This is a genomic window from Burkholderia sp. COPS (genome assembly GCF_019425585.1).
GTDB lineage: Bacteria > Pseudomonadota > Gammaproteobacteria > Burkholderiales > Burkholderiaceae > Burkholderia > Burkholderia cepacia.
Genome location: NZ_WIXR01000003.1, coordinates 14362 through 35841 on the forward strand (window position 1 = coordinate 14362; position 21480 = coordinate 35841).

Consider the following 21480-nt stretch of genomic DNA (forward strand, 5'->3'; position numbering starts at 1 on the left):
CGCGCGGCACGGCGCAGGCAGGACGAGCACAAGCAACAGAAGCGGCCGACAGGGAGCTGGCCGCCGCACAAGACAAATCTGGAGGAGCAACATGAAGCGCAACCTCATTCTGGCGGCGGCCCTTGCCGCCCCCCTTCTTTCTGCCTGCGGCGGCAGCGGCAGCGGCGGCGACAATCCGCCCCCGCTCGTCGAAGACCGGCTCTGCCCTGCGTCGCTCGACTACACCACCGTGTTTACGGGCGGCGCGGGCAGCGGCGAACTCGCCAAGGTCCAGCTCGACACGACCAAGATGACCTGGCAGGTCACCTACGTCGAATCGCCGGTTCCGCAAACGACCGGCACCGTCGTGCCGACCCGCGCGGGCACCGTCGACAGCGGCACGCTCACGCAGGAAACGCTGCTGCCGACCAACAAGCTGAACCAGTGCGCATTCCGCCTGAACGGCGCGAGCCTCGATCCGTCGCGCCCGGCGCGCATCTTCGTCGGCATGGGCGTCGCGGGCGGCACGATTCCCGGCAAGGAGATCCAGTTCAACGGCGTGCTCGGCCAGGCCGCGGTGCCCGACACGAAATTCCCGTACTACCCGTTCATCGGCTTCTCGTCGATCGAAACCGACATCACGAAGGTGGCGGGCACGTACAGTCACACGGGCTTCGGTGAAGTGCCGTCGCAGAACTTCGCGCCGGCATCGATCGACGCGAAGGTGACGATCAACGCCGACGGCACCTGGACCAAGTGCGACTCGACCGGCCAGTTCGCCGGCGGCGCGTGCACGCAGCGAGGCACGAACTTCGTGCAGTCGGCGGACGGCAGCGGCGCATTCCAGTCGAACAACTATGCGAGCCAGCTGAAACCGACGCTGTCGGCGACGCCGCAGGGCAAGGCCTTCATGATCGTCGGCAAGCTGCGCAACCAGCTCGTGCCGATCCTCGTGCGCACCGGGGTGGCGAACCCGAACCCGACGCCCGACAGCAACGGGGTGCCGGGCCTCACCGCCGACGACGAGTCGAGCATCTCGATCCTCGCGCCGCAGACGACGGTCGCGGTCGGCTCGCAGAACGGCGAGTACATCGGCGTGGACAGCCAGTTCGACTACCGCACCACGGCGCTGGCGAACAACCAGGCGACGCTGCTCGATCCGTTCAACGCGTCGCAGGCCTCGCTCGCGACCGCGCTCGATCTCGACTACACGCAGAAGGTGCCTGGCACGGTCACGACGATCCACACGGGTGCCAGCAGCACGACGCCGACCGGCAAGTTCATCTTCACGGGTGGCGTGTTCGGGTTCCTCGACAACGCAGGATCGACGCCGTATTTCACGATCGGCGCGTTCGTCCAGTAAGCGGAGGGGAATGCCGTGATGAAGAGAACCCTACGCTGCGCGGCGGCCGGCGCCGCCGTGCTGGCGCCGCTCGCGGCGCACGCGCAGAGCGCCGGCAGCAACGTCGTCACGCTGGGCTGGTTCCACGTGATGCCGCAGCAGAGCAGCACGCCGATGACGACCAACGTCGCACCGACACCGATCAACACGCCGCTGCGGCTGCCGCCGTCGTTCACGTCGCCGGGCACCGGGCTGCACACGAGCGGCGCCGACACCGTCGGCCTGACGGTCAGCCACTTCCTGACCGACCACATCGCGGTCACGTCGGTGGCCGGCGTGCCGCCGGTGTTCAAGGTGTCGGGCCAGGGCACGATCAAGCCGCCCGGCCCGGCCGGCGCGCTCGGCACGCAGAACATCGGGCTCGCGTCGGTCAACCCGATCGTGAAAAGCGTGCGGCAGTGGAGCCCGGCCGTGCTGCTGCAGTACTACTTCGGGCAGGCCACCGCGAAGTTCCGGCCGTTCCTCGGCCTCGGCGTGTCGTACAACTGGTTCAGCGACCTTCAGCTCAACACGAACTTCATCAAGCAGACCCAGGACAACCTCGGCGCGATTCTCGCGGCGGGCGCGGGCAAGCCGGGTACGACATCGGTGGAGGCGAAGGCGTCGTCGTCATGGCAGCCGGTGTTCAACGCCGGCCTGCAGTACAACATGACCGAGCATTTCGGGCTGATCGCGTCGGTGACGTACATCCCGCTGAAGACGACGTCGACGGTGACGATCAAGGCGGCCGACGGCACGGTGCTCTCGGAATCGAAATCGGACCTGAAGGCCGACCCGATCATCAGCTACGTCGGGATGACGTACAAGTTCTGAGCGTCGCGACGGACGACGCATGGCATGCCGCGGCAAAATCGCAGGCAAAAAAAAGCCCGCCTAAGAGGCGGGCTGAATCCATATCAGAGGAGACATGGAGGAGACAGGTGCAATTCTAGCGAATCGGTTTCCGCAATGCAACATTTCCGTAGAGAAAATACGGACTTTCCCTCGAATACCGACTCTAGATCGCCTTCACTGCATCTGACCCCACCATGTTTTCCCGGTCGAGCACTTCGCCGAGCGCATCGCGCAGCAGCGCGACGGGCCGCACCAGCCGGCCCGGCAGCGCGCCGTGCACGATCCACACGTTGATCCGCGTCTCCAGTCCCGCCGTTTCCACCACCCTCAGCGCGTCGCGGTGCGCGCTGCGCGCCAGCGCGTTCGGCGCGGCGATGCCGATGCCCGCGCCGCGCGCGACGAGCGACAGCTGCAACTCCGAGCCGAATGCCTCGACCGCGACGTCGAACGGCAGCCCGGCCGCGCCGAGCGTGCGGCTCAGCGCCGAACGCATCCCGCAGCCGTCCTGGCTCAGCACCCACGGAAAACGCGACAGCGTGTCGATCGACAACGGGCCGTCGGGCAGCGGAAAGTCGCGCGCGGCGACGAGCACCGTCGGCTGGGTGCCGAGCAGCGTCGACGTGAACGTATCGGGCAGTACCGAACTCGCCGGCACCATCACGGCCGCGACGTCGAGCGTGCCGCGCTCGATGCCCTGCATCAGCGCCGGCGACCAGCCGGCCGTCACGCGCAGCGTGAGGCGCCCGAACGCGTCGCGCAGCCGGTCGATCGGCTGCTCGAGCGCCAGCTCGGACAGGAACGGCGGCACGCCGATGCGCAGCTCGCCGGACGGCTCGCTGTCCGGCGCGCCCGCCGCCATCAGCTCGTCGACCGCGCCCAGCACGTTGCGCGCGAGCGCGTAGACGTCGCGCCCGGCGGCAGTCGGCTTCAGCGGCTTGCTTTGCCGTTCGAGCAGCGGCATGCCGAGCAGCGTTTCGAGATTCTGCACGCGCCGCGTCAGGCCCGGCTGCGTCAGGTGGAGCTTCGCGGCCGCGGCGACCATCGACCCGCTGTCGACCACCGCGACGAACGCCTGGAGATCACGCGTATTCAAAACAAACTCGCATAATCATGTTAGAGATATTTCAATTGTCGCATAAACATCGGGCACCTACGATGGGGACTCCTTCGACCCACTCGCCAGGCTTCCGATGAACTGCCCCGCCAACCCTTGCCCCGCCGCCGTCCGGACGCCCGAAAGCGCGCCCGCCGGCACGCCGCCCGCGTTGAGCGCGGGCATGACGCTGTTCTTCGCCGCGACGGTCGGCGTGATCGTGATGGACCTGTTCGCCGCGCAACCGCTGACGGGCCCGATCAGCGCCGATCTGCATCTGCCGCCCGGCCTTGCCGGCCTCGTCGCGATGCTGCCGCAGCTCGGCTACGCGGCCGGGCTCGTGCTGCTCGTGCCGCTCGTCGACCTGCTCGAGAACCGCCGCCTGATCGTCGCGACGCTGGCCGCATGCGCGGCTGCACTCGCGCTGCCCGCGTTCACGCGGTCGGGCACCGTGTTCCTGCTAGCCACCCTCGTGGCCGGTGCCGCGTCGAGCGTGATCCAGATGCTCGTGCCGATGGCCGCGGCGATGGCGCCCGAGGCGCAGCGCGGCCGCGCGGTCGGCAACGTGATGAGCGGGCTGATGCTCGGCATCCTGCTGTCGCGGCCGCTCGCGAGCCTGATTGCGGGCTCGGCCGGCTGGCGCGGCTTCTATCTGCTGGCCGCGCTTGCGAACGCTGCCATCGCCGTCGTGCTGGCCCTGCGCCTGCCGTCGCGCACGCCGTCGATCACGGCCGGCTATCGCGCGCTGCTCGCGTCGATGGGGCGCCTGCTGGCCGACGAGCCGGTGCTGCGCCGGCATGCGCTGTCGGCCGCGCTCGCGATGGCCGCGTTCAGCGCATTCTGGACCGCGGTCGGGCTGCGGCTCGCGCAGCCGCCGTTCGGCCTCGACCTGCACGGGATCGCGCTGTTCGCGTTCGCCGGCGCGAGCGGCGCGATCGTCACGCCGCTCGCGGGCCGTGCCGGCGACCGCGGCCTGGGGCCGGCCGCGCAGCGGATCGCGCACCGCGCGATGCTCGTGGCGCTCGCCCTGCTCGGGATCGCGGGTGCCGGCTGGTTCGGCTTCGACGCGCACGCGCATCGCGGCCTCGCGCTCGCGCTGCTGGCCGGCGGCGCGGCGCTGCTCGACGCGGGCGTGATCGTCGACCAGACGATCGGCCGCCGCGCGATCAACCTGCTGAACCCGGCCGCACGCGGCCGCCTGAACGGACTGTTCGTCGGGCTGTTCTTCATCGGCGGCGCGCTCGGCGCGGCGCTCGCCGGCAGTGCGTGGGCGTGGGGCGGGTGGAGCGAGGTGTGCGGCGTCGGGTTCGCGTTCGCCGGCGCGGCCGCCGTCTTCGGGCTCTCGGCCGGACGCGACGCCGGCGCAGCGGCGTTGACTCGCCCGCGCGCGTGAGGCGAGCCCCAAAAGCGGAACGCCCCGCCCTCTGGCGAGGGACGGGGCGTTCCGCGTACCGGCGTCGGATCGAAATCAGTGACGGACCAGCGCCATCATCGCACCGAAGCCGACGAACAGCCCGCCCGTCAGCCGGTTGAAGATCTTCGCCACGCTCTGGCTCTTCAGCGTCGCGCCGATGCGCGTGCCGAACGACGCGTAGACGAGATACCAGCTCACCTCGATCACCGCGAACGTGACGACGAGAATGCCGAATTGCGGCAGCGTCGGCTCGGCCGCGTTGATGAACTGCGGCAGCAGCGCGGCCGCGAACAGGATCGCCTTCGGGTTGCTGCCCGCGACCAGGAAACCGTTGCGGAACAGCACCCCGCGCGATGCCGGCGTGGCCTGGCGCGACACGGTTTCGACGTCGGCGGCAGGCTGCTCGTCGTCCACGCGTGCGCGCCACGCCTTCACGCCGAGGTAGATCAGGTAGGCCGCGCCCGCGAAGCGCAACGTGTTGAACATCGCCGGCCAAGCCTCGAGCACGGCCCCGAGGCCCGCCGCCGACACCGACAACATCAGCACCAGCGCGGAGAGGCAGCCTGCCATCGTCCATGCCGAACGGCGCAGCCCGTGGCGCGCGCCGTGCGTCATCACCAGCAGCATGTTCGGGCCCGGAATCGCCGACACGACGAACACCGTCGCCACGAAAAGCCACCACGTATGCAAGTTCATGACCGCCTCTGCCTCGATGCAAGGAAAACGAAACGTCGATTATGCCGGTGCGCCCGACTTCTGTCGCGGGCGGATCAGCGGCCCGCGCGACGCAGCGCGACTTCGCCGAGCACAGCGAAATCCTGTTCGCCGCCGCCGTGCGCAAGCGCGTCGAGCAGGTTGTCGCGCACGACGCTCGCCACCGGCAGCGGCACCGACACGGCGTCGCCGGCTTCCAGCGCCAGGCGAACGTCCTTCAGCCCGAGGCGCGCCTTGAAGCGCGCAGGCTCGTAGCGCCGCTCGGCGATCATCGAGCCGTAACCCTCATAGACGGGCCCCGGAAACACGCTGCCGGTGATCACGTCGAGGAAGTCGCGCATCGCGACGCCGTGCGCGCCCAGCAGCGCGGACGCCTCGCCGAGCGTCTCGATCGCCGACGCGAGCGTGAAGTTCGCGGCGATCTTCGCGACGTTCGCGTGCTGCGGCAGCGAACCGAACCGCCAGGTCTTCTGGCCGATCGCGTCGAACAGCGGCTGCACGCGGTCGATCGCCTCGGCCGGGCCGCCCGCCATGATCGTCAGGCGCGCGGCGGCCGCGACATCGGGGCGCCCCATCACCGGCGCGGCGACGTAATGGATGCCGCGCGACGCATGCGCGTGCGCGAGCGATTCGGCCAGCGCGACCGACACCGTCGCCATGTTGACGTGGATCAGGCCGCGCGGCGCCTGCGCGAGCAGCGTTTCGTCGAAGATCTCGCGCGCGGCGGCATCGTCGGCCAGCATCGAGAACACCGCGTCGCCGCGAAACGCGTCGGCCGGCGTGTCGACGATCTGCGCGCCGACCGCGGCCAGCGGCTCGGCGCGCTCGCGCGACCGGTTCCAGACCCGCACCGTGTGTCCGGCCTTCAGCAGGTTCGTCGCGATTGCCTGCCCCATTTCGCCCAGCCCGATAAATCCGAGATCCATTTCCCGCTCCTTCGCTCCGTGAAGCGGGGAGTTAAACACAGATGCGGGGCGCCTGCAGGGCACGCGGCCGACCATGCGCGGTGCCATACTGCGCGCATGGCGACCGCGACCTTCCGCTTCCACGACGAACTGAACGCCTTTCTCCCGCGCGCGCAGCGCGACCGCGCGTTCGGGCACGCCTGCGCGCGCGATGCGACGGTGAAGCACGCGATCGAGGCGCTCGGCGTCCCGCATACCGAAATCGGCCGGCTGTGCATCAACGACGTGCCGGCCGCGCTCGACCGGCCGCTCGACGACGGCGACCGGGTCGAAGCCTTTCCGGAGCGCGCGCAACCGGCAGCCCGCGGAGTCGCCGCGCCGCTGCCGGCGCAATGGCGCTTCGTCGCCGACGCGCATCTCGGCGGCCTCGCGCAACTGCTGCGCCTCGCGGGCTTCGACACCTGCTACGACAACCACTACCGCGACGACGAACTGGCGGCGCTCGCCGCGCGCGAGGGCCGGATCGTGCTGACCCGCGACCGCGAGCTGCTCAAGCGGCGTGCGGTCGAGCGCGGCTGCTACCTGCACGCGCTGCAGCCGGCCGACCAGCTGCGCGAACTGTTCGAGCGGCTCGATCTGGCACCGCACATGCGCCCGTTCCGGTTATGCCTGCGCTGCAATGCACCGCTGCATCCGCTCGACGCGGCCGCCGCCGCGCCGCGCGTGCCGGCCGGCGTCCGGCAGCGGCACCGGCGCTTCGCCGCGTGCGACGTGTGCCGGCGCGTGTTCTGGGAAGGCTCCCACTGGCGGCGCATGCGCACGGTGGTCGACGCGATGCGCGCGCCGCCGCCCGTCCGGCTCGACGAACCGGGGGAATCGAGCCCCTGAAAAAACAAAACCCCGCATGCCGGAGCATGCGGGGTTGGCCGACCGATGGCCGGCAACGCCGGCCGTGGCGGCAAGCCGCTCAGTTCTGCGCGCCTGCGTCGTTCGTGCCGGCGGCCGATGCGGCTGCAGCCTTCGCCTGGCCCTTCTTCGAACCGTGGTGCTTCAGCTGGTGCTTCGGCTTGCTGTGATCCTTCTTGGCGGGTGCGGCAGCCGACGTGTCGCCAGCCGGTGCCGATGCTGCTTCCTGTGCGAATGCCGAAACCGATGCGAGCGCGAATGCTGCAGCGATGATCGAAGCGAGCGTCTTCTTCATTGTTCTTCCTTTAGCGGAGAAAAAATCAAACGTACCGGTAAGTAAAGATGCGAGGCATTCGCATCGGAGCCCCAGGCCGCGAGGCCGGCTTCCGCCGTTCCGTCGCGACAAAACCTGACGCACTGGTTCCATAACGCACCGCATTCGCGACGAGTTGACACGTTGCTTGCACCCTTCGGGTTTCCCCTGAGGCGTACCCGTATTTCCCTGTCCGTGACCGGTTCGGCCGCCGCAGCCGCGGCGCCGCAAACGCGCTCGCACGCCGCCGGGGCGACGCTTATACTGGCGTCCATCCGTCCCTTTCCCCGGAAACCGGATCGCAGCCGGCCCCGATACCGACACGGGGCCGCCGCCGTCTCGAGGCGCTCAAATTGCCCGATCACAATCTGGACAAACTGAAAATCGACCGGCGTCCGCTCGCATCGGCGCCCCGCCCGCGCCGGTGGCCCCGCTATGCGGCCGCCGCCGCGATCGTGGTCGTCGCGATCGCCGCCGGCCTCGCGCTGACCGGCCGGCCGGCCGTCGACACCACCACCGTCACGTCCGCCTACCCGTACCAGAACGACACGCAGCTCAATGCGACCGGCTACGTCGTGCCGCAGCGCAAGGCCGCGGTCGCGTCGAAGGGCCAGGGGCGCGTCGAATGGCTCGGCGTGCTGGAAGGCACGCGCGTGAAGAAGGACGAAATCATCGCGCGGCTCGAAAGCCGCGACGTCGAGGCGTCGCTCTCGCAGGCGCTCGCCCAGGTGAAGGTCGCCCGCGCGAACCTCGGCGTGCAGCAGGCCGAACTGAAGGACGCCGAAATCGCGCTGCGCCGCACCGCGGCGCTTGCGCCGAAGGGCGCCGTGCCGGCCGCGCAGCTCGACATCGATACGGCCCGCGTGAACAAGGCGCGCGCATCGCTCAGCAGCGGCGAGGCCGCGATCGCGTCCGCCGACGCCAACGCGCAGGCCGCGCAGGTCGCGGTCGACCAGACGGTGATCCGCGCGCCGTTCGACGGCATCGTGCTCGCGAAACACGCGAACGTCGGCGACAACATCACGCCGTTCTCGTCCGCGTCGGACAGCAAGGGGGCGGTCGTGACGATCGCCGACATGGACACGCTCGAGGTCGAGGCCGACGTCGCCGAATCGAACATCGCGAAGATCCGCGCCGAGCAGCCGTGCGAGATCCAGCTCGATGCGCTGCCCGACATGCGCTTCGCGGGCCGCGTGTCGCGCATCGTGCCGACCGTCGACCGCTCGAAGGCCACCGTGCTCGTGAAGGTGCGCTTCGTCGACCGCGACGAGCGCGTGCTGCCCGACATGAGCGCGAAGATCGCGTTCCTGTCGAAGCCGGTGTCGGCACAGGACCGGCAGCCCGTGACGGCCGTGCAGGCGAGCGCGGTGGTCGAGCGCGACGGCCGGCCGGTCGTGTTCGTCGTGAAGGACGACGTCGTGCATGCAACGGCTGTGACCGCCGGCATGCGGATCGGCGAGCTCGTCACGATCCGCGGCGTGAAGCCCGGCGACACGGTCGTGCTCGCGCCGGGCACGAAGCTCAAGGACGGCGCGAAAGTGACCGTCGCGAAGAAGTAACGCACGCGTGAACGACGCCCCGCCGCCCCTCGTCGAGCTCAGCCACGTCGCGAAGTCGTACCGGCGCGGCAACCAGATCGTGCCGGTGCTGACCGACATCACGCTCGACATCGGCGAAGGCGACTTCGTCGCGCTGATGGGACCGTCCGGCTCCGGCAAGAGCACACTGCTGAACCTCGTGGCCGGCATCGACCGGCCCGACAGCGGCGAGCTGCGCGTGGGCGGGCTCGACATCTCGCTGCTCGCGGAGGCGCAACTGGCCGAATGGCGCGCGGCGAACGTCGGCTTCATCTTCCAGTTCTACAACCTGATGCCGGTGCTCACCGCGTTCGAGAACGTCGAGCTGCCGCTGATGCTCACGCACCTGTCGCGCCGCGAGCGGCGCGAGCGCGTCGAGCTCGTGCTCGACATGGTGAACCTCGGCGACCGCACGAGCCACTACCCGTCCGAGCTGTCGGGCGGCCAGCAGCAGCGCGTCGCGATCGCGCGCGCGCTGATCACCGACCCCGTGCTGATCGTCGCCGACGAGCCGACCGGCGACCTCGACCGCGCGTCGGCCACCGACGTGCTCGCGATGCTGCAGCGGATGAACGCCGAGCTCGGCAAGACGATCATCATGGTGACTCACGACGCGCACGCGGCCGGCGCCGCGCGCTCGCTCGTGCACCTGGAAAAAGGGGAGCTGATCGATGGGCACGCCGGCTGACCGGCTGCGGGAGCGCGCGCGATGTACGTGCTGAAGCTGATCGCGCGCAACGCGCTGCGGCACCGGCTGCGCACGCTGCTGACCGTGCTCGGGCTCACCATCGCGGTGCTCGCGTTCGGGCTGCTGCATACGGTGGTCGACGCGTGGTACGCGGGCGCGGCCGCTGCGTCCAGCGGGCGGCTCGTCACGCGCAACGCGATCTCGCTCGTGTTTCCGCTGCCCGTGAGCTACGAGAACCGGATCCGCGGCGTCGAAGGCGTGACGGCCGTGGTGCGCTCCAACTGGTTCGGCGGCATCTACCGCGACCCGAAGAACTTCTTCGCGAGCTTCGCGGTATCGGACAACTACCTCGACCTGTACCCGGAATTCATCGTGCCCGGGCAGCAGCGCGCCGACTACAACCGCGACCGGCGCGGCTGCCTGGTCGGGCGCCAGCTCGCGGATCAGTTCGGCTTCAAGGTCGGCGACGTGATCCCGCTGAAGGGCACGATCTATCCGGGTACGTGGGACTTCGTCGTGCGCGGGATTCTCGACGGCCGCGACGATTCGACGATCACGCGCCAGCTGGTGTTTCACTGGGAATACCTGAACGAGACGGTGCGGCAGCGCACGCCGAAGCAGGCCGACCAGGTCGGCGTATTCGTGCTCGGCGTTGCGAACCCCGACGACGGCGCGGCGATCGCACGCAACGTCGACGCGGTGTTCAGGAACTCGCTCGCCGAGACGCTGACCGAAACCGAGCAGGCGTTCCAGCTCGGCTTCGTCGCGATGTCGAACCAGATCATCGCGGCGATCCGCCTGGTGTCGTACGTGGTGATCCTGATCATCATGGCCGTGATGGCCAACGCGATGGCGATGAGCGCGCGCGAACGCACGGCCGAATACGCGACGTTGAAGGCGCTCGGCTTCGGCCCCGGGTTCCTCGCGCTGATCGTGTTCGGCGAATCGGTCGTGATCGCGGTGGCCGGCGGCGGGCTCGGGATCCTCGCGACACCGCCCGCCGCGAGCCTGTTCAAGCAGGCGGCAGGCGGCATCTTCCCGGTGTTCAAGGTGTCGACCGGGACGGTCGCGCTGCAGGCCGCGTGCTCGGTCGCGGTCGGCTTCGCGGCCGCGATCGTGCCGGCGTGGCAGGCGGCGCGCGTGCGCGTGGTCGAAGGCCTGCGGGCAATCGGGTAACGACACGCATGGCCATCCCGCTCAACTACATCGCGCGCAACCTGTGGACCCGGCGGCTCACCACCGCGCTGACCGCCGGCGGGATGGCGCTCGTGATCTTCGTGTTCGCGACGGTGCAGATGCTCGACGCGGGGCTCACGAAGACGCTCGTCTCGACCGGCGAACCCGACAACGCGGTGGTGATCCGCAAGGGCGCCGAAACCGAGATCCAGAGCTCGATCGACCATCAGCAGGCCAACGCGCTCGAGATGCACCCGGCCGTCGCACCCGGCCCCGACGGCCGGCCGCTCGTGTCGAAGGAAGCGGTCGTGCTGATCTCGCTGGTGAAGACGTCGACCGGCAAGCCGTCGAACGTCGTGATCCGCGGCGTGTCGCCGGCCGGCCTCGCGCTGCGCCCGCACGTGACGCTCGCCGCCGGCCGCATGTTCGCGGCCGGCTCGTCGGAAATCATCGTCGGCAGCGCGATCGCGAAAGGCTTCAGCGGCACGCAGCTCGGCGACAGCCTGCATTTCGCGCAGCGCGACTGGACCATCGTCGGCATCTTCGACGCGGGCGGCAGCGGCTTCGATTCGGAGATCTGGGGCGACGTCGACCAGCTGATGCAGTCGTTCCGGCGCACCAGCTATTCGTCGATGGTGCTGCGCATCCCGGGCGCCGACGGCTTCGCGCGCTTCAAGGCCGACATCGACGTCGACCCGCGGCTGACCGACGAGGCGAAACGCGAGCAGACCTTCTACGGCGACCAGTCGAAGGCGCTGTCGAAGTTCATCAACATCCTCGGCATCACGCTGTCGACGATCTTCTCGATCGCCGCGATGATCGGCGCGATGATCACGATGTACGCATCGGTCGCGAACCGCGTCGCCGAGATCGGCACGCTGCGCGCGCTCGGCTTCAAGCGCACGAACGTGCTCGCCGCGTTCCTGCTGGAAGCGCTGCTGCTCGGCTTCGTGGGCGGCGTCGCGGGGCTCGCGTGCGCGTCGCTGATGCAGTTCGCGTCGTTCTCGACGACCAACTTCCAGACCTTCGCGGACCTGTCGTTCCGCTTCGTGCTGACGCCCGCGATCGTCGTGAAGACGCTGCTGTTCTCGCTCGTGATGGGGCTCGTCGGTGGGTTCCTGCCGGCGATGCGCGCCGCGCGGCTGAAGATCGTCGACGCGCTGCGCGCGCAGTGACGCGCGCCGCCGCGCACGTTCAACGCTCGCGCGGCACCCACGCGCCGTGGAACCCGGCCGGCACGCGGCGCGGCAGGTGCACGGTCGCGACCGGCCCCGCGTCGATCGCGCGCGCATCGAGGATCACGACGTCGCTGGTATCCGTCGCCGCGCGGTAGACCATCACCAGCAGCCAGCCGTCGTCCTCGTCGACGCCGCCCGGGCGCGGCACGAACACCGGCTCGCTGTTCTGGTCGCCGGCCGGCACCGCATAGCGCGTCGTCGTGCCGCTCGCGTGGTCGAAGCGCATCACGCCGCGCATTTCCGCATTGTTCGGCTGTTCCACCGCATACAGGTAGCGGTAGCGGCGCCCCGTGCGGCTTTCGTTGATGCGCGGCATCTCGATGCCGCCGTCGGCGAGCGGCCCTTCGTCGATCAGCCCGTTCGCCGTATCGATCACGTAGCGCCACAGCTCGCCGACCGGGTTGTCGGCGAAGCGGCCCGTGCGCGCGTCGAGCCGCAGGAACCACGGATAACGCACCGCATCGAGCACGATGCACGACGCGTCGCAGTCGTACGCGTTCACGACGTGCTGGATGAAGCACGGCTCGATGCCGAACCAGCGCACCGCGCCGCCGTGGCGCGGGATCACGCCGATGCGCGCGGGCCGGTCATCGTGCCAGCGCAGCGGCATCCGGTGGCCCTGCTTCAGCAGCGAGAAGTCGTAGCCGACGTTCAGGTCGAGCAGCAGGCTGCGGGTGTCGGTGATCGCGAGGTCGTGCATCATCGACGGCGCGTTCAGGTCGATTTCGATCTCGACGCGCTGCACGCCCTGCGCGTCGGCCACGCCGTAGCGCAGCCACGGCGCACGCCAGTCCGCACGAAAGGCAATCAGCTCGCCCGTTACCGGATCGACCTTCGGATGCGCGGTCATCCCGCCGCCGAAACCCGCGTGCCGCGCCGGCGCGCCGAGCGAATCGAGCGCGGCGGTGATTGCGAGCGGCGCGCCGCCCTCGGCCAGCGCGAGCAATTCGCCCGCATGCTGCAGCACGTTCACGTTCGGATTGGTGTCGGGAAGATGCGGCGCCTGCCCGGGTGCATGCACGGCGGCCCAGCGCTGCGTGCGCGCCCAGCGGTTGCGGTAGCCGGTCGCGCGGCCGCCTTCGAACGCGATCGCGTGCAGCATCGCGGCTTCCGGCCACCACGACAGCACGTCGTTCCCTTCGAAGCGGCCGCCCGGCGGATTCGGGCCGTTGCGCAGCAGCGTGCCGTCGAGATCGTGCGGGACGGCACCGGTCACGCGCAGGTCGACGAGATCGGCCTCGTCGGCCACCGGCGCGATCGCGCCGCGGTTCAGGTCGAATACGGTCATTGCGTCGGAAGCTCCTTTCAGCAGTCGTCGGTGGACGGCGGCAGATCGCCGCGCGCCAGTGCGAGCGCATGGTCGCGCACGTCGTCCGGCCAGCCGGCGATCAGCTCGGCGAGCCGCGCCAGGTCGTTCGCATACAGCGCGCGCGCGGCCTCCTCGAAGCCGGGCAGGTCGCCCGCCATCGCCGACATGAAGTGGTAGGCGCGCGCCTGCGCGTCGCGCAGACGATCGGCCGCCGCATGCGTGCGCCGCGCGTCCTCGACGAGCTTGCGCAATGCGACGGACGCGCCGCCCGGCTGCGCGGCAAGCCATTCCCAGTGACGCGGCAGCAGCGTGACCTCGCGCGACACGACACCGAGCTTCGGCCGGCCGCGGCCGCGCGGTTCGCCCGCGCCGGCCGGCTCGCCGACGGTTGCGGATGCGTCGTCGCCCGACGGCGGCGCGAAGCGCGCGCGGATCTCGTCCGGCGTGCCGCGCAGGTCGAGGTCGATCGAGCGGCCGGTCGCGTCGTCGAAGATCAGGATCGTGCCGGCGCTCGCGTCGCCGGCCTGCCGGGCCGCGAGCGCGACCGACGCGAGCGGGCCCGTCGCGAGCCGCCGGTGGCCGTCGAACACCGTGTACGAAGGAAGAAGCGTGGAGGTTGTCATCGTGGTCGCCCGCAGGCAGGAATCGGAATGGCGCTATTTTCATCCGGGTATAAATTGAATGTCAATATCATCCGGGTAAAAATATCGCCAGTATCCCGCCGGGCGGGCGACCGCGTGGCGCGGTCAGTTCTTCAGTGCCGGCGTCGCCGCGCCGCGCACGCTCGCGAGCACGTCGTCGAGCGACACATGGCCGCCGAACGCCGACGAAGCCGGCAGCGGCAGCCCTTCCTCGACTGCGTGCGCGAATTGCACGCCGGCATCGTCGGCAAGCCGCGCCCCGCGCGTCGCGGCCGATCGATTCAAAGGCTGAATCGATCAAGTCAGTAATTGGCATGAAAGCGCAAATATCGACATGACAGAATGATCCGGACGCCCCGCTCGGGCCCGCACGGGCCTCGGCGTCCGGCCTCCGGCCGGCAGCACCGTCACCCAGAAACGCGCGCTTTCGACGCGCCAGCCGCACGACGGCACCTTCCGCCCTTCGGAGGAGACAGTCATGAATCCGCTTCACGCGCTGCCGGCGTCCGCGTCGGCAACGGCCCGGCGCACCCGCGTGCGCTGGCTGGTGCTGGCCGTCCTGTTCGCGGTCACGACGATCAACTACGCGGATCGCGCCGCGATCGCGATCGCCGGCCCGAGCCTCGCCCGCGCACTGCACCTGAGCCACGTGCAGATCGGCTTCATCTTCTCCGCATTCGGCTGGTCGTACGTGGTCGCGCAGCTGCCGGGCGGCTGGCTGCTGGACCGCTATGGATCGCGCATCGTCTATGCGTTCAGCATCTTCTTCTGGTCGCTGTTCACGCTGCTGCAGGGCACGATCGGCTTTTTCGGCGGCGCGGCCGCGTTCGCGCTGCTGTTCGGGCTGCGCTTCCTGGTCGGCGCGGCCGAAGCGCCTTCCTTCCCGGCCAACAGCCGGATCGTGTCCGCGTGGTTCCCGGCCGCCGAACGCGGCACCGCATCGGCGATCTTCAATGCCGCGCAGTACGCGGCGACCGTCGTGTTCGCGCCGCTGATGGGCTGGCTCGTGCACGCGTTCGGCTGGCAGTCGGTGTTCGCAGTGATGGGCGTGCTCGGCTTCGCGTTCGTCCTGGTGTGGAACCGCACGATGTACGACCCGAAGGACCACCCGGCCATCAACCGCGCGGAACTCGACTACCTCGCCGAAGGCGGTGCGCTCGTCAACATCGACCAGGCGACGGGCGGCCGCGACGGCGGCCCGTCGATGCGCCACGTCAAGGCGCTGCTCGGAAACCGGATGCTGATCGGCGTGTACGTCGCGCAGTACTGCATCAACGCGCTCACCTATTTCTTCATCACGTGGTTTCCCGTCTATCTCGTGCAGGCGCGCGGGATGTCGATCCTCAACGCGGGGCTCGTTGCATCGATCCCGGCCGTGTGCGGGTTCCTCGGCGGGATTCTCGGCGGCATCGTGTCCGATGCGCTGCTCAGGCAGGGCCGCTCGCTGTCGGTCGCGCGCAAGGTGCCGATCGTGTTCGGCATGCTGCTGTCGATGTCGATGATCGTCTGCAACTACACCGATTCACACGTGCTCGTCGTGCTGTTCATGGCGCTGTCGTTCTTCGGCAAGGGACTCGGCGCGCTCGGCTGGGCCGTCAACGCCGACACCGCGCCGCGCCAGATCGCGGGATTGAGCGGTGCGCTGCTCAACACGTGCGGCAACCTCTCCAGCATCACCACGCCGATCGCGATCGGCTACATCGTCGACCGCAGCGGCTCGTTCAACGGCGCGCTCGTCTATGTGGTCGCGCACGCGCTCGTCGCGGTGATCTGCTACGTGTTCGTCGTCGGCGAGATTCGCCGCGTCGAGCTTCGATGAACAGCGCGGGCCGCGCCGGCTCAGCCGGCGGCCCGTGCATCACCGGAACCAGGAGCGAACCGATGTCCGAATCCCGCCATGCCGGCACCCCGCGCGTCACGCGCATGCGGGTGATTCCCGTTGCCGGCTGCGACAGCATGCTGCTCAACCTGTGCGGCGCGCACGCGCCGTATTTCACGCGCAACCTCGTGATCCTCGACGACAGCAGCGGGCACACGGGCGTCGGCGAAGTGCCGGGCGGCGAAGGCATCCGGCACGCGCTCGAGCGCATGACGGATCTCGTGGTCGGCCAGTCGATCGGACGCTATCAGGCCACCCTCAACGCAGTGCGCGCGGCGCTGTCCGGCACGGGCCCGGGTGCGGGCCGCACGATCCGGCACGAAGTGACGTCGGCGGGCGAGGCGGCGGTACTGCGCCAGCCGCACGAAATCAACCTGCGGCTCGACAACGTGATCACCGCGATCGAGGCGGCGCTACTCGACCTGCTCGGGCAGTTTCTCGACGTGCCCGTCGCCGCGCTGCTCGGCGAAGGCCAGCAGCGCGACGCGGTGCCGATGCTCGCCTACCTGTTCTACCTCGGCGACCGACGGCGCACCGATTTGCCGTATCGCGACGAAACGCACGCGTCGGACGCGTGGTTCCGGCTGCGCAACGAGGAAGCACTCACGCCGGCCGCGATCGCGCGGCAGGCGGAGGCCGCCGTCGAGCGCTATGGCTTCGCCGATTTCAAGCTGAAGGGCGGCGTGATGGCCGGCGCCGACGAGATGGAAGCGATCGCCGCGATCAAGGCGCGCTTTCCGGAGGCCCGCGCGACGCTCGACCCGAACGGCGCGTGGTCGCTCGACGAGGCCGTCGCGCTGTGCCGCGGGCAAGGCCACCTGCTTGCGTATGCGGAGGACCCGTGCGGGCCGGAGGGCGGCTATTCAGGCCGCGAGGTGATGGCCGAATTCCGCCGTGCGACGGGGATCCCGACCGCGACCAACATGATCGCGACCGACTGGCGGCAGATGGATCACGCGGTGCGGCTGCAGGCGGTCGACATCCCGCTCGCCGATCCGCATTTCTGGACGATGCAGGGCTCGGTGCGGCTCGCGCAGCTGTGCCGCGACTGGGGGCTCACCTGGGGCTCGCATTCGAACAACCACTTCGACGTGTCGCTCGCGATGTTCACGCATGCGGCGGCGGCCGCGCCCGGCACGATCACCGCGATCGACACGCACTGGATCTGGCAGGAAGGCGATGCGCGGCTCACGCGCGAGCCGCTCGAGATCGTCGACGGCCAGGTGGCCGTGCCGGAGCGGCCGGGGCTCGGGATCGAGATCGACATGGCGCAGGTCGAGGCCGCGCATGCGTTGTACAACGCGGTCGGCGGGACGGCGCGCGACGACGCGGTCGCGATGCGGTATCTCGTGCCGGGGTGGACTTACGATCCGAAGCGGCCGAGTTTCGGGCGGGGGTGAGCCTGACGGTGGGCGGTGGGCGGTGGTTGCCAAACACCGGAAACGCCCGCATCCTGCCGGCTGTCTGAGCCGGCCCGCTTGGCGGACGGTTCGGGCCCCTCCCACTCAACATGAAGCGCCCAGCATGACGTCTCCCGACCCGACACCGCGGCAGATCATCGTCTTCGTGCTGTATTCGGTGCTGTGCCTGCCCGCGAGCATGACCGTCGCTGGTTATGCCGCGACCCGGATCACGCAGAACGTATCGAATTTCGAAGGCGGTGCAGGCTACGCTGCGCTCTGGTGGATCATCGTTCTGACCTGCGTGTTCTACGGACTGTCGATCGCCCTCTTCGCGCTGCTGCGAAAGAGGATCGCGATCCTTGCGGCCATCACGGTGGCGTTCGCCGCGCTGTCGGTGCCGGCGTTCAGGTTTATCTACGAGTTGGCGATCTAGGCGCGGCGAGTTTGCGCCTCACGTCGAAAGCGGCGCACCCGACGGTGCCGCCCACGCCCACCGTCGCAGCGGAACCCAAAAACAAAAGGCCCGATCTTGCGATCGGGCCTTTCGAATTCCGTTGGTGGAGCGGAGGAGGATCGAACTCCCGACCTTCGCATTGCGAACGCGACGCTCTCCCAGCTGAGCTACCGCCCCAACAGTCGACCATCATACACACGCATTTCTGCGCTTGGCAATAGGGGTTGAGTCACCCCCGAAGCGTTACTTTGACGGCGCCCCAGCCAGTACCCATTCGACCACCGAACGCGCGTCGGCGTCGCTCATGCGCGGATGCGCAGGCATCGGAATCGCGCCCCAGACGCCGGAGCCGCCCTCCTTCACCTTCTTCGACAGCTTTGCCACGGCCTGCGGATCGGCCTTGTAGCGGGCGGCGATTTCCTTGAACGACGGGCCGACGAGCTTGCGGTCGACCGCGTGGCAACCCATGCACGCATTGCCGCGCGCCACCTTCAGGCCGTCGCCGACACCCGCGTGCGCGGCGCCCAGCGTGCCCGCCACGAGCGCCGCGGCTGCGGCGCCCTGCATCATCCACAGTTTCAATTGCTTCATCTGCATGCTCTTCATTGCGACGGTGCCTTCGGGTTACCCGGGTGCACGCTCGACGAATTCGAGATCGGCGCGGGCGGCTGCAGCGGCGTGGACTGCACCGACGCGTCGGGCACGGCGCCCACCGTCGCGGTATCCGCCGGCGCGGCGGCCTGCGCACCGGACGCGCCGCTCGCGGGCGACGCCGCCTGCAGCGCCTGCGCGTCCTGCGGCTTCACGTACTGGAACACCTTCACGACCTTCTCGACGCCGGGCACCTGGCTGGCGGCTTCCGCGCCGCGATTGCCTTCGTCGACCGTCACGAGCCCCATCAGGTAAAGGTTGCCGCGTTCGCTGACCACCTTGTAGTAGTTCGCCGAGATGCCCTTCGTCGCGATCAGCTCGGACTTCACGCGCCCCTCGAGGTACGAGTCGTTCGCGCGCGACGACAGCGACGACGCCGGCTCGACCGACAGCTCGTTGACGATGCCGTTCACGTTGTTGATGCCGCGCACGATTTCCTCGGCGCGCTGCTTCGATGCATCGTTCGGCACCTCGCCCGTCAGCAGCACGCGGCGGTTGAACACCGTGACGTTCACGTGTGACTGGTCGGGCAGCCCGTTGTTGATCTGCGTGAGCGACTTGACCTGGATCTCACGATCCTCCGTCTGCGCGCCGAGCGTACGGCGGTCGGTCGCGACCAGCGCGCCGCCGCCGGCCGCTGCGCCGACGATCCCGAGCACACAACCCTGCAGCGACATGGCGAGGCCCGCCGTCAGCGCGGCGAGCAGCGTGGTTCTGACGAGCGTCTGTTTGACGCGGCTTTGATTCATCGACGGCTCTCCTTCGTTCAATCCTCACCCAGCAGCATCGCGTCGATGCCGTCGCACAGGCAGTGGATGGTCAGCAGATGGACTTCGTGGACGCGCGCCGCACGGGCGGCGGGCACGTTGATCGGAATATCGGTGTCGGACAGCGCGGCCGCGACCGCATGGCCGTCGCCACCCGTCAGCGCGACGACGGTCATCTCGCGCTCGTGCGCTTCGTCGATCGCCGCCAGCACGCGCGGCGACGCGCCGCCCGGATCGAGCACCAGCAGGATGTCGCCGGTCTGGCCGAGCACGCGCACCTGCTGGGCGAACAGTTGCTCGGCGGACACCGCCCCCGCGAGGCCGCCCTGCGACGCATCGGTGGCCAGCGCGATCGCGGGCAGGCCCGGACGCTCGCGCTCGAAGCCGCCGACGAGCGACACGGCGAGGTAGTGCGCGGCGGCGGCCGACGGGCCGTCACCACACGCGACGATCTTGTTGCCGTTCGCCAGCGCGGCGAACATCGCATCGACCGCGGCTGCGATCGGCAGCGACAGTGCGTCGGCCGCTTCGGCGTGAAGCGCGGCGCTGTCGTGGAAATGTTGCTGAATACGTTCGACTGACATCGATTCCTGGTGAACTGGGCGCGCGGCACGCATCGCGCGACATCGTGGGTGCGGCGAGTTTACCGTACTCCGGCACGCTCTCCGGGGGTCCGGCAAGAACTCTTTACATCTCGTCACAGCTCGCGGCTACGCATCGTCGGCACGAAATGCGTCGCGCAGCCACTCGAGCCGCCCGGCCTCGAACGCGACGACGTCGAAGCGGCACGCGGCACCGGCGCCGTGGCGCGCCCAGAACTGGAGCGCGGCCGCCACCAGGCGCCGCCGCTTGCGCCAGCCGACGCTCGCGGCCGCGCCGCCATGCCGGACGCTGCGCCGCGCGCGCACCTCGACGAACACGAGCATGCCGTCGGCCTCGCGCATCACGAGATCGAGCTCGCCGCCGCGCATCGTCACGTTCGCCGCGACGAACACGAGGCCGCGGCGTTCGAGAAACTGCCGCGCACGCTGCTCGAACGCCGCGCCGACCGGCCTGGATCGAGCCGTGCCGGAAAAGTTGTCGCCGGCGCGCGGCAAACCGCGCCCGTCACCCGGCCGCGCCGGCGCCGCGTGGCACAATGCCGTCCTTGTTCCGCTTGCGCCGCGATTGCGCGCATTGCCTGCCATGACTGCCCTCCTCGAACTCGCGCAAACGCAGCACTACCCGGAAGCCGCGCTCTACGTGGTTGCCACGCCGATCGGCAACACCGCCGACATCACGCTGCGCGCGCTGCACGTGCTCGGCCTCGCCGACCGCATCGCGGCCGAAGACACCCGCAACACGGGCCAGCTGCTCGCCCGCTACGGGATGTCGAAGCCGCTCGTCGCCGTGCACGAGCACAACGAACGCGAAGCCGCGCAGCGCGTGATCGAACTGCTGCGCGGCGGCGAACGCGTGGCCTACGTATCGGACGCCGGCACGCCCGGCATCTCGGACCCAGGCGCACGGCTCGTCGACGCGGTGCGCGCCGCCGGCTTCGCGGTGATCCCGCTGCCGGGCGCGAGCGCGGCGGTGACCGCGCTGAGCGTGGCCGGCGACTGGGCCGGCGCGTTCACGTTCGCGGGCTTCCTGCCGCCGAAGGCCAGGCAGCGTGCGACCGCGCTGCAGGCGCTGGTATCGCACCCGTATGCGCTGGTGTTCTACGAAGCACCGCACCGGATCGCCGAAACCGTCGCCGCGCTCGCCGACGCATTCGGCCCCGCGCGCCGGCTGCTGATTGCGCGCGAACTCACCAAGCTACACGAGCAACTGTTCCAGGGCACCCTGGCCGAAGGACAGACCTGGCTCGCCGGCGATGCGAACCGGCAGCGCGGCGAATTCGTGCTGGTCGTCGAAGGCGCGCCGGCGACGAGCGGCGAAGCCGACGACACCGCGCACGACGCGCTGCTCAGGCTGCTGCTGGAAGAGGTGCCGGTGAAGAGCGCGGCGAAGCTCGCGGCCGCGCTGACGGGCGCGTCGCGCAACACGCTGTATGCGCGTGCGCTCGCGCTGAAGGATGAAAGCTGACGCGCGAGCCGGCCGGCACCGGGACACCGGTGCCGACGTCGCGCCGTGCAGGAAAGACAAAGGGCTGCCC

The 21480-nt window shown here is 69.6% G+C and carries 22 protein-coding genes, 1 tRNA gene and 1 pseudogene; 12 read left to right on the forward strand and 12 right to left on the reverse strand.

Annotation, left to right across the window (positions count from 1 at the left end; all coding sequences use genetic code 11):
• The first annotated feature begins 91 nt into the window (after positions 1–91).
• Positions 92–1342 (forward strand): DUF2957 domain-containing protein, encoded by a 1251-nt coding sequence (locus FOZ70_RS02455; protein WP_048025340.1) that lies wholly within the window; start codon positions 92–94, stop codon positions 1340–1342.
• Between the two features lie 18 nt (positions 1343–1360).
• On the forward strand, positions 1361–2194 hold the full coding sequence (locus FOZ70_RS02460; RefSeq protein ID WP_042974143.1) for an OmpW family outer membrane protein: 834 nt from the start codon (positions 1361–1363) through the stop codon (positions 2192–2194).
• A 184-nt stretch (positions 2195–2378) separates the two neighbouring features.
• On the opposite strand, the gene FOZ70_RS02465 is transcribed toward FOZ70_RS02460, so the two are convergent.
• Positions 2379–3308 (reverse strand): LysR family transcriptional regulator, encoded by a 930-nt coding sequence (locus tag FOZ70_RS02465; protein WP_219704888.1) that lies wholly within the window; start codon positions 3306–3308, stop codon positions 2379–2381.
• A gap of 97 nt (positions 3309–3405) precedes the next feature.
• Between FOZ70_RS02465 and FOZ70_RS02470 the strand changes: the two genes are divergently transcribed.
• On the forward strand, positions 3406–4701 hold the full coding sequence (locus tag FOZ70_RS02470; RefSeq protein WP_219704889.1) for an MFS transporter: 1296 nt from the start codon (positions 3406–3408) through the stop codon (positions 4699–4701).
• A 75-nt stretch (positions 4702–4776) separates the two neighbouring features.
• On the opposite strand, the gene FOZ70_RS02475 is transcribed toward FOZ70_RS02470, so the two are convergent.
• Entirely contained in the window at positions 4777–5418 is a 642-nt protein-coding gene (locus FOZ70_RS02475) for a LysE family translocator (protein WP_021158591.1), read from the reverse strand.
• A gap of 74 nt (positions 5419–5492) precedes the next feature.
• Positions 5493–6449 (reverse strand): NAD(P)-dependent oxidoreductase, encoded by a 957-nt coding sequence (locus tag FOZ70_RS02480; RefSeq protein WP_346656380.1) that lies wholly within the window; start codon positions 6447–6449, stop codon positions 5493–5495.
• Positions 6450–6458: 9 nt separating this feature from the next.
• On the opposite strand from FOZ70_RS02480, the gene FOZ70_RS02485 reads away from it, so the two are divergent.
• Positions 6459–7229: a Mut7-C RNAse domain-containing protein gene (locus tag FOZ70_RS02485; protein ID WP_069253144.1), complete on the forward strand. Its 771-nt coding sequence runs from the start codon at positions 6459–6461 to the stop codon at positions 7227–7229.
• A gap of 79 nt (positions 7230–7308) precedes the next feature.
• Here FOZ70_RS02485 and FOZ70_RS02490 read toward each other — a convergent pair whose 3' ends face one another.
• Positions 7309–7542 (reverse strand): hypothetical protein, encoded by a 234-nt coding sequence (locus tag FOZ70_RS02490; protein ID WP_021158594.1) that lies wholly within the window; start codon positions 7540–7542, stop codon positions 7309–7311.
• A 371-nt stretch (positions 7543–7913) separates the two neighbouring features.
• Between FOZ70_RS02490 and FOZ70_RS02495 the strand changes: the two genes are divergently transcribed.
• The 4 genes from FOZ70_RS02495 to FOZ70_RS02510 are packed head-to-tail and all read left to right on the forward strand — an operon-like array spanning position 7914 to position 12176.
• Positions 7914–9119, forward strand: coding sequence for an efflux RND transporter periplasmic adaptor subunit (locus FOZ70_RS02495; protein WP_219704890.1), 1206 nt, complete (start codon positions 7914–7916; stop codon positions 9117–9119).
• A 7-nt stretch (positions 9120–9126) separates the two neighbouring features.
• Positions 9127–9825, forward strand: coding sequence for an ABC transporter ATP-binding protein (locus FOZ70_RS02500; RefSeq protein ID WP_027788609.1), 699 nt, complete (start codon positions 9127–9129; stop codon positions 9823–9825).
• Positions 9826–9846: 21 nt separating this feature from the next.
• Complete coding sequence (locus FOZ70_RS02505; RefSeq protein ID WP_027788610.1) at positions 9847–11001, forward strand: ABC transporter permease; 1155 nt, start codon at positions 9847–9849, stop codon at positions 10999–11001.
• An 8-nt stretch (positions 11002–11009) separates the two neighbouring features.
• A complete protein-coding gene (locus tag FOZ70_RS02510; protein ID WP_193094101.1) occupies positions 11010–12176 on the forward strand; it encodes an ABC transporter permease in 1167 nt (388 codons plus the stop codon).
• A gap of 19 nt (positions 12177–12195) precedes the next feature.
• Here the strand turns inward: FOZ70_RS02510 and FOZ70_RS02515 are convergent, their stop codons facing one another.
• The 3 genes and pseudogenes from FOZ70_RS02515 to FOZ70_RS02525 form a co-directional block, all read right to left on the reverse strand.
• The gene (locus FOZ70_RS02515) at positions 12196–13527 is read right to left on the reverse strand and encodes a carotenoid oxygenase family protein (RefSeq protein WP_219704891.1); all 1332 of its coding nucleotides are present in this window, start codon (positions 13525–13527) and stop codon (positions 12196–12198) included.
• Between the two features lie 17 nt (positions 13528–13544).
• Positions 13545–14171 carry a DUF2239 family protein gene (locus FOZ70_RS02520; protein ID WP_219704892.1) on the reverse strand — a complete coding sequence of 209 codons (627 nt, stop codon included), beginning with the start codon at positions 14169–14171 and terminating at the stop codon, positions 13545–13547.
• A 123-nt stretch (positions 14172–14294) separates the two neighbouring features.
• Positions 14295–14468, reverse strand: a pseudogene (locus FOZ70_RS02525) (glutathione S-transferase); the annotation flags it as partial.
• 199 nt (positions 14469–14667) lie between these two features.
• Between FOZ70_RS02525 and FOZ70_RS02530 the strand changes: the two are divergent.
• From FOZ70_RS02530 to FOZ70_RS02540, 3 genes are all read left to right on the forward strand, one after another.
• Positions 14668–16008: an MFS transporter gene (locus FOZ70_RS02530; RefSeq protein ID WP_059649924.1), complete on the forward strand. Its 1341-nt coding sequence runs from the start codon at positions 14668–14670 to the stop codon at positions 16006–16008.
• Positions 16009–16070: 62 nt separating this feature from the next.
• A complete protein-coding gene (locus FOZ70_RS02535; RefSeq protein WP_219704893.1) occupies positions 16071–17468 on the forward strand; it encodes an enolase C-terminal domain-like protein in 1398 nt (465 codons plus the stop codon).
• A 124-nt stretch (positions 17469–17592) separates the two neighbouring features.
• A complete protein-coding gene (locus FOZ70_RS02540; protein ID WP_060054120.1) occupies positions 17593–17904 on the forward strand; it encodes a hypothetical protein in 312 nt (103 codons plus the stop codon).
• Positions 17905–18026: 122 nt separating this feature from the next.
• Here FOZ70_RS02540 and FOZ70_RS02545 read toward each other — a convergent pair.
• The 5 genes from FOZ70_RS02545 to FOZ70_RS02565 all read right to left on the reverse strand — a co-directional run bounded on the left by FOZ70_RS02545 (position 18027) and on the right by FOZ70_RS02565 (position 20482).
• Positions 18027–18102: transfer RNA gene (locus FOZ70_RS02545), tRNA-Ala, on the reverse strand.
• A 66-nt stretch (positions 18103–18168) separates the two neighbouring features.
• Positions 18169–18531 carry a c-type cytochrome gene (locus tag FOZ70_RS02550; RefSeq protein ID WP_060054122.1) on the reverse strand — a complete coding sequence of 121 codons (363 nt, stop codon included), beginning with the start codon at positions 18529–18531 and terminating at the stop codon, positions 18169–18171.
• Positions 18528–19325, reverse strand: a complete 798-nt coding sequence (locus FOZ70_RS02555; RefSeq protein WP_059678267.1) for a BON domain-containing protein — start codon at positions 19323–19325, stop codon at positions 18528–18530. The genes FOZ70_RS02550 and FOZ70_RS02555 overlap by 4 nt, the downstream gene beginning before the upstream one ends.
• A 17-nt stretch (positions 19326–19342) precedes the next feature.
• Positions 19343–19927: an SIS domain-containing protein gene (locus FOZ70_RS02560; protein WP_042974154.1), complete on the reverse strand. Its 585-nt coding sequence runs from the start codon at positions 19925–19927 to the stop codon at positions 19343–19345.
• A gap of 126 nt (positions 19928–20053) precedes the next feature.
• The gene (locus tag FOZ70_RS02565; RefSeq protein WP_042974155.1) at positions 20054–20482 is read right to left on the reverse strand and encodes a YraN family protein; all 429 of its coding nucleotides are present in this window, start codon (positions 20480–20482) and stop codon (positions 20054–20056) included.
• 46 nt (positions 20483–20528) lie between these two features.
• Between FOZ70_RS02565 and rsmI the strand changes: the two genes are divergently transcribed.
• A complete protein-coding gene (rsmI, locus tag FOZ70_RS02570) occupies positions 20529–21410 on the forward strand; it encodes a 16S rRNA (cytidine(1402)-2'-O)-methyltransferase (RefSeq protein ID WP_048025325.1) in 882 nt (293 codons plus the stop codon).
• The last annotated feature ends 70 nt before the right edge of the window (positions 21411–21480 follow it).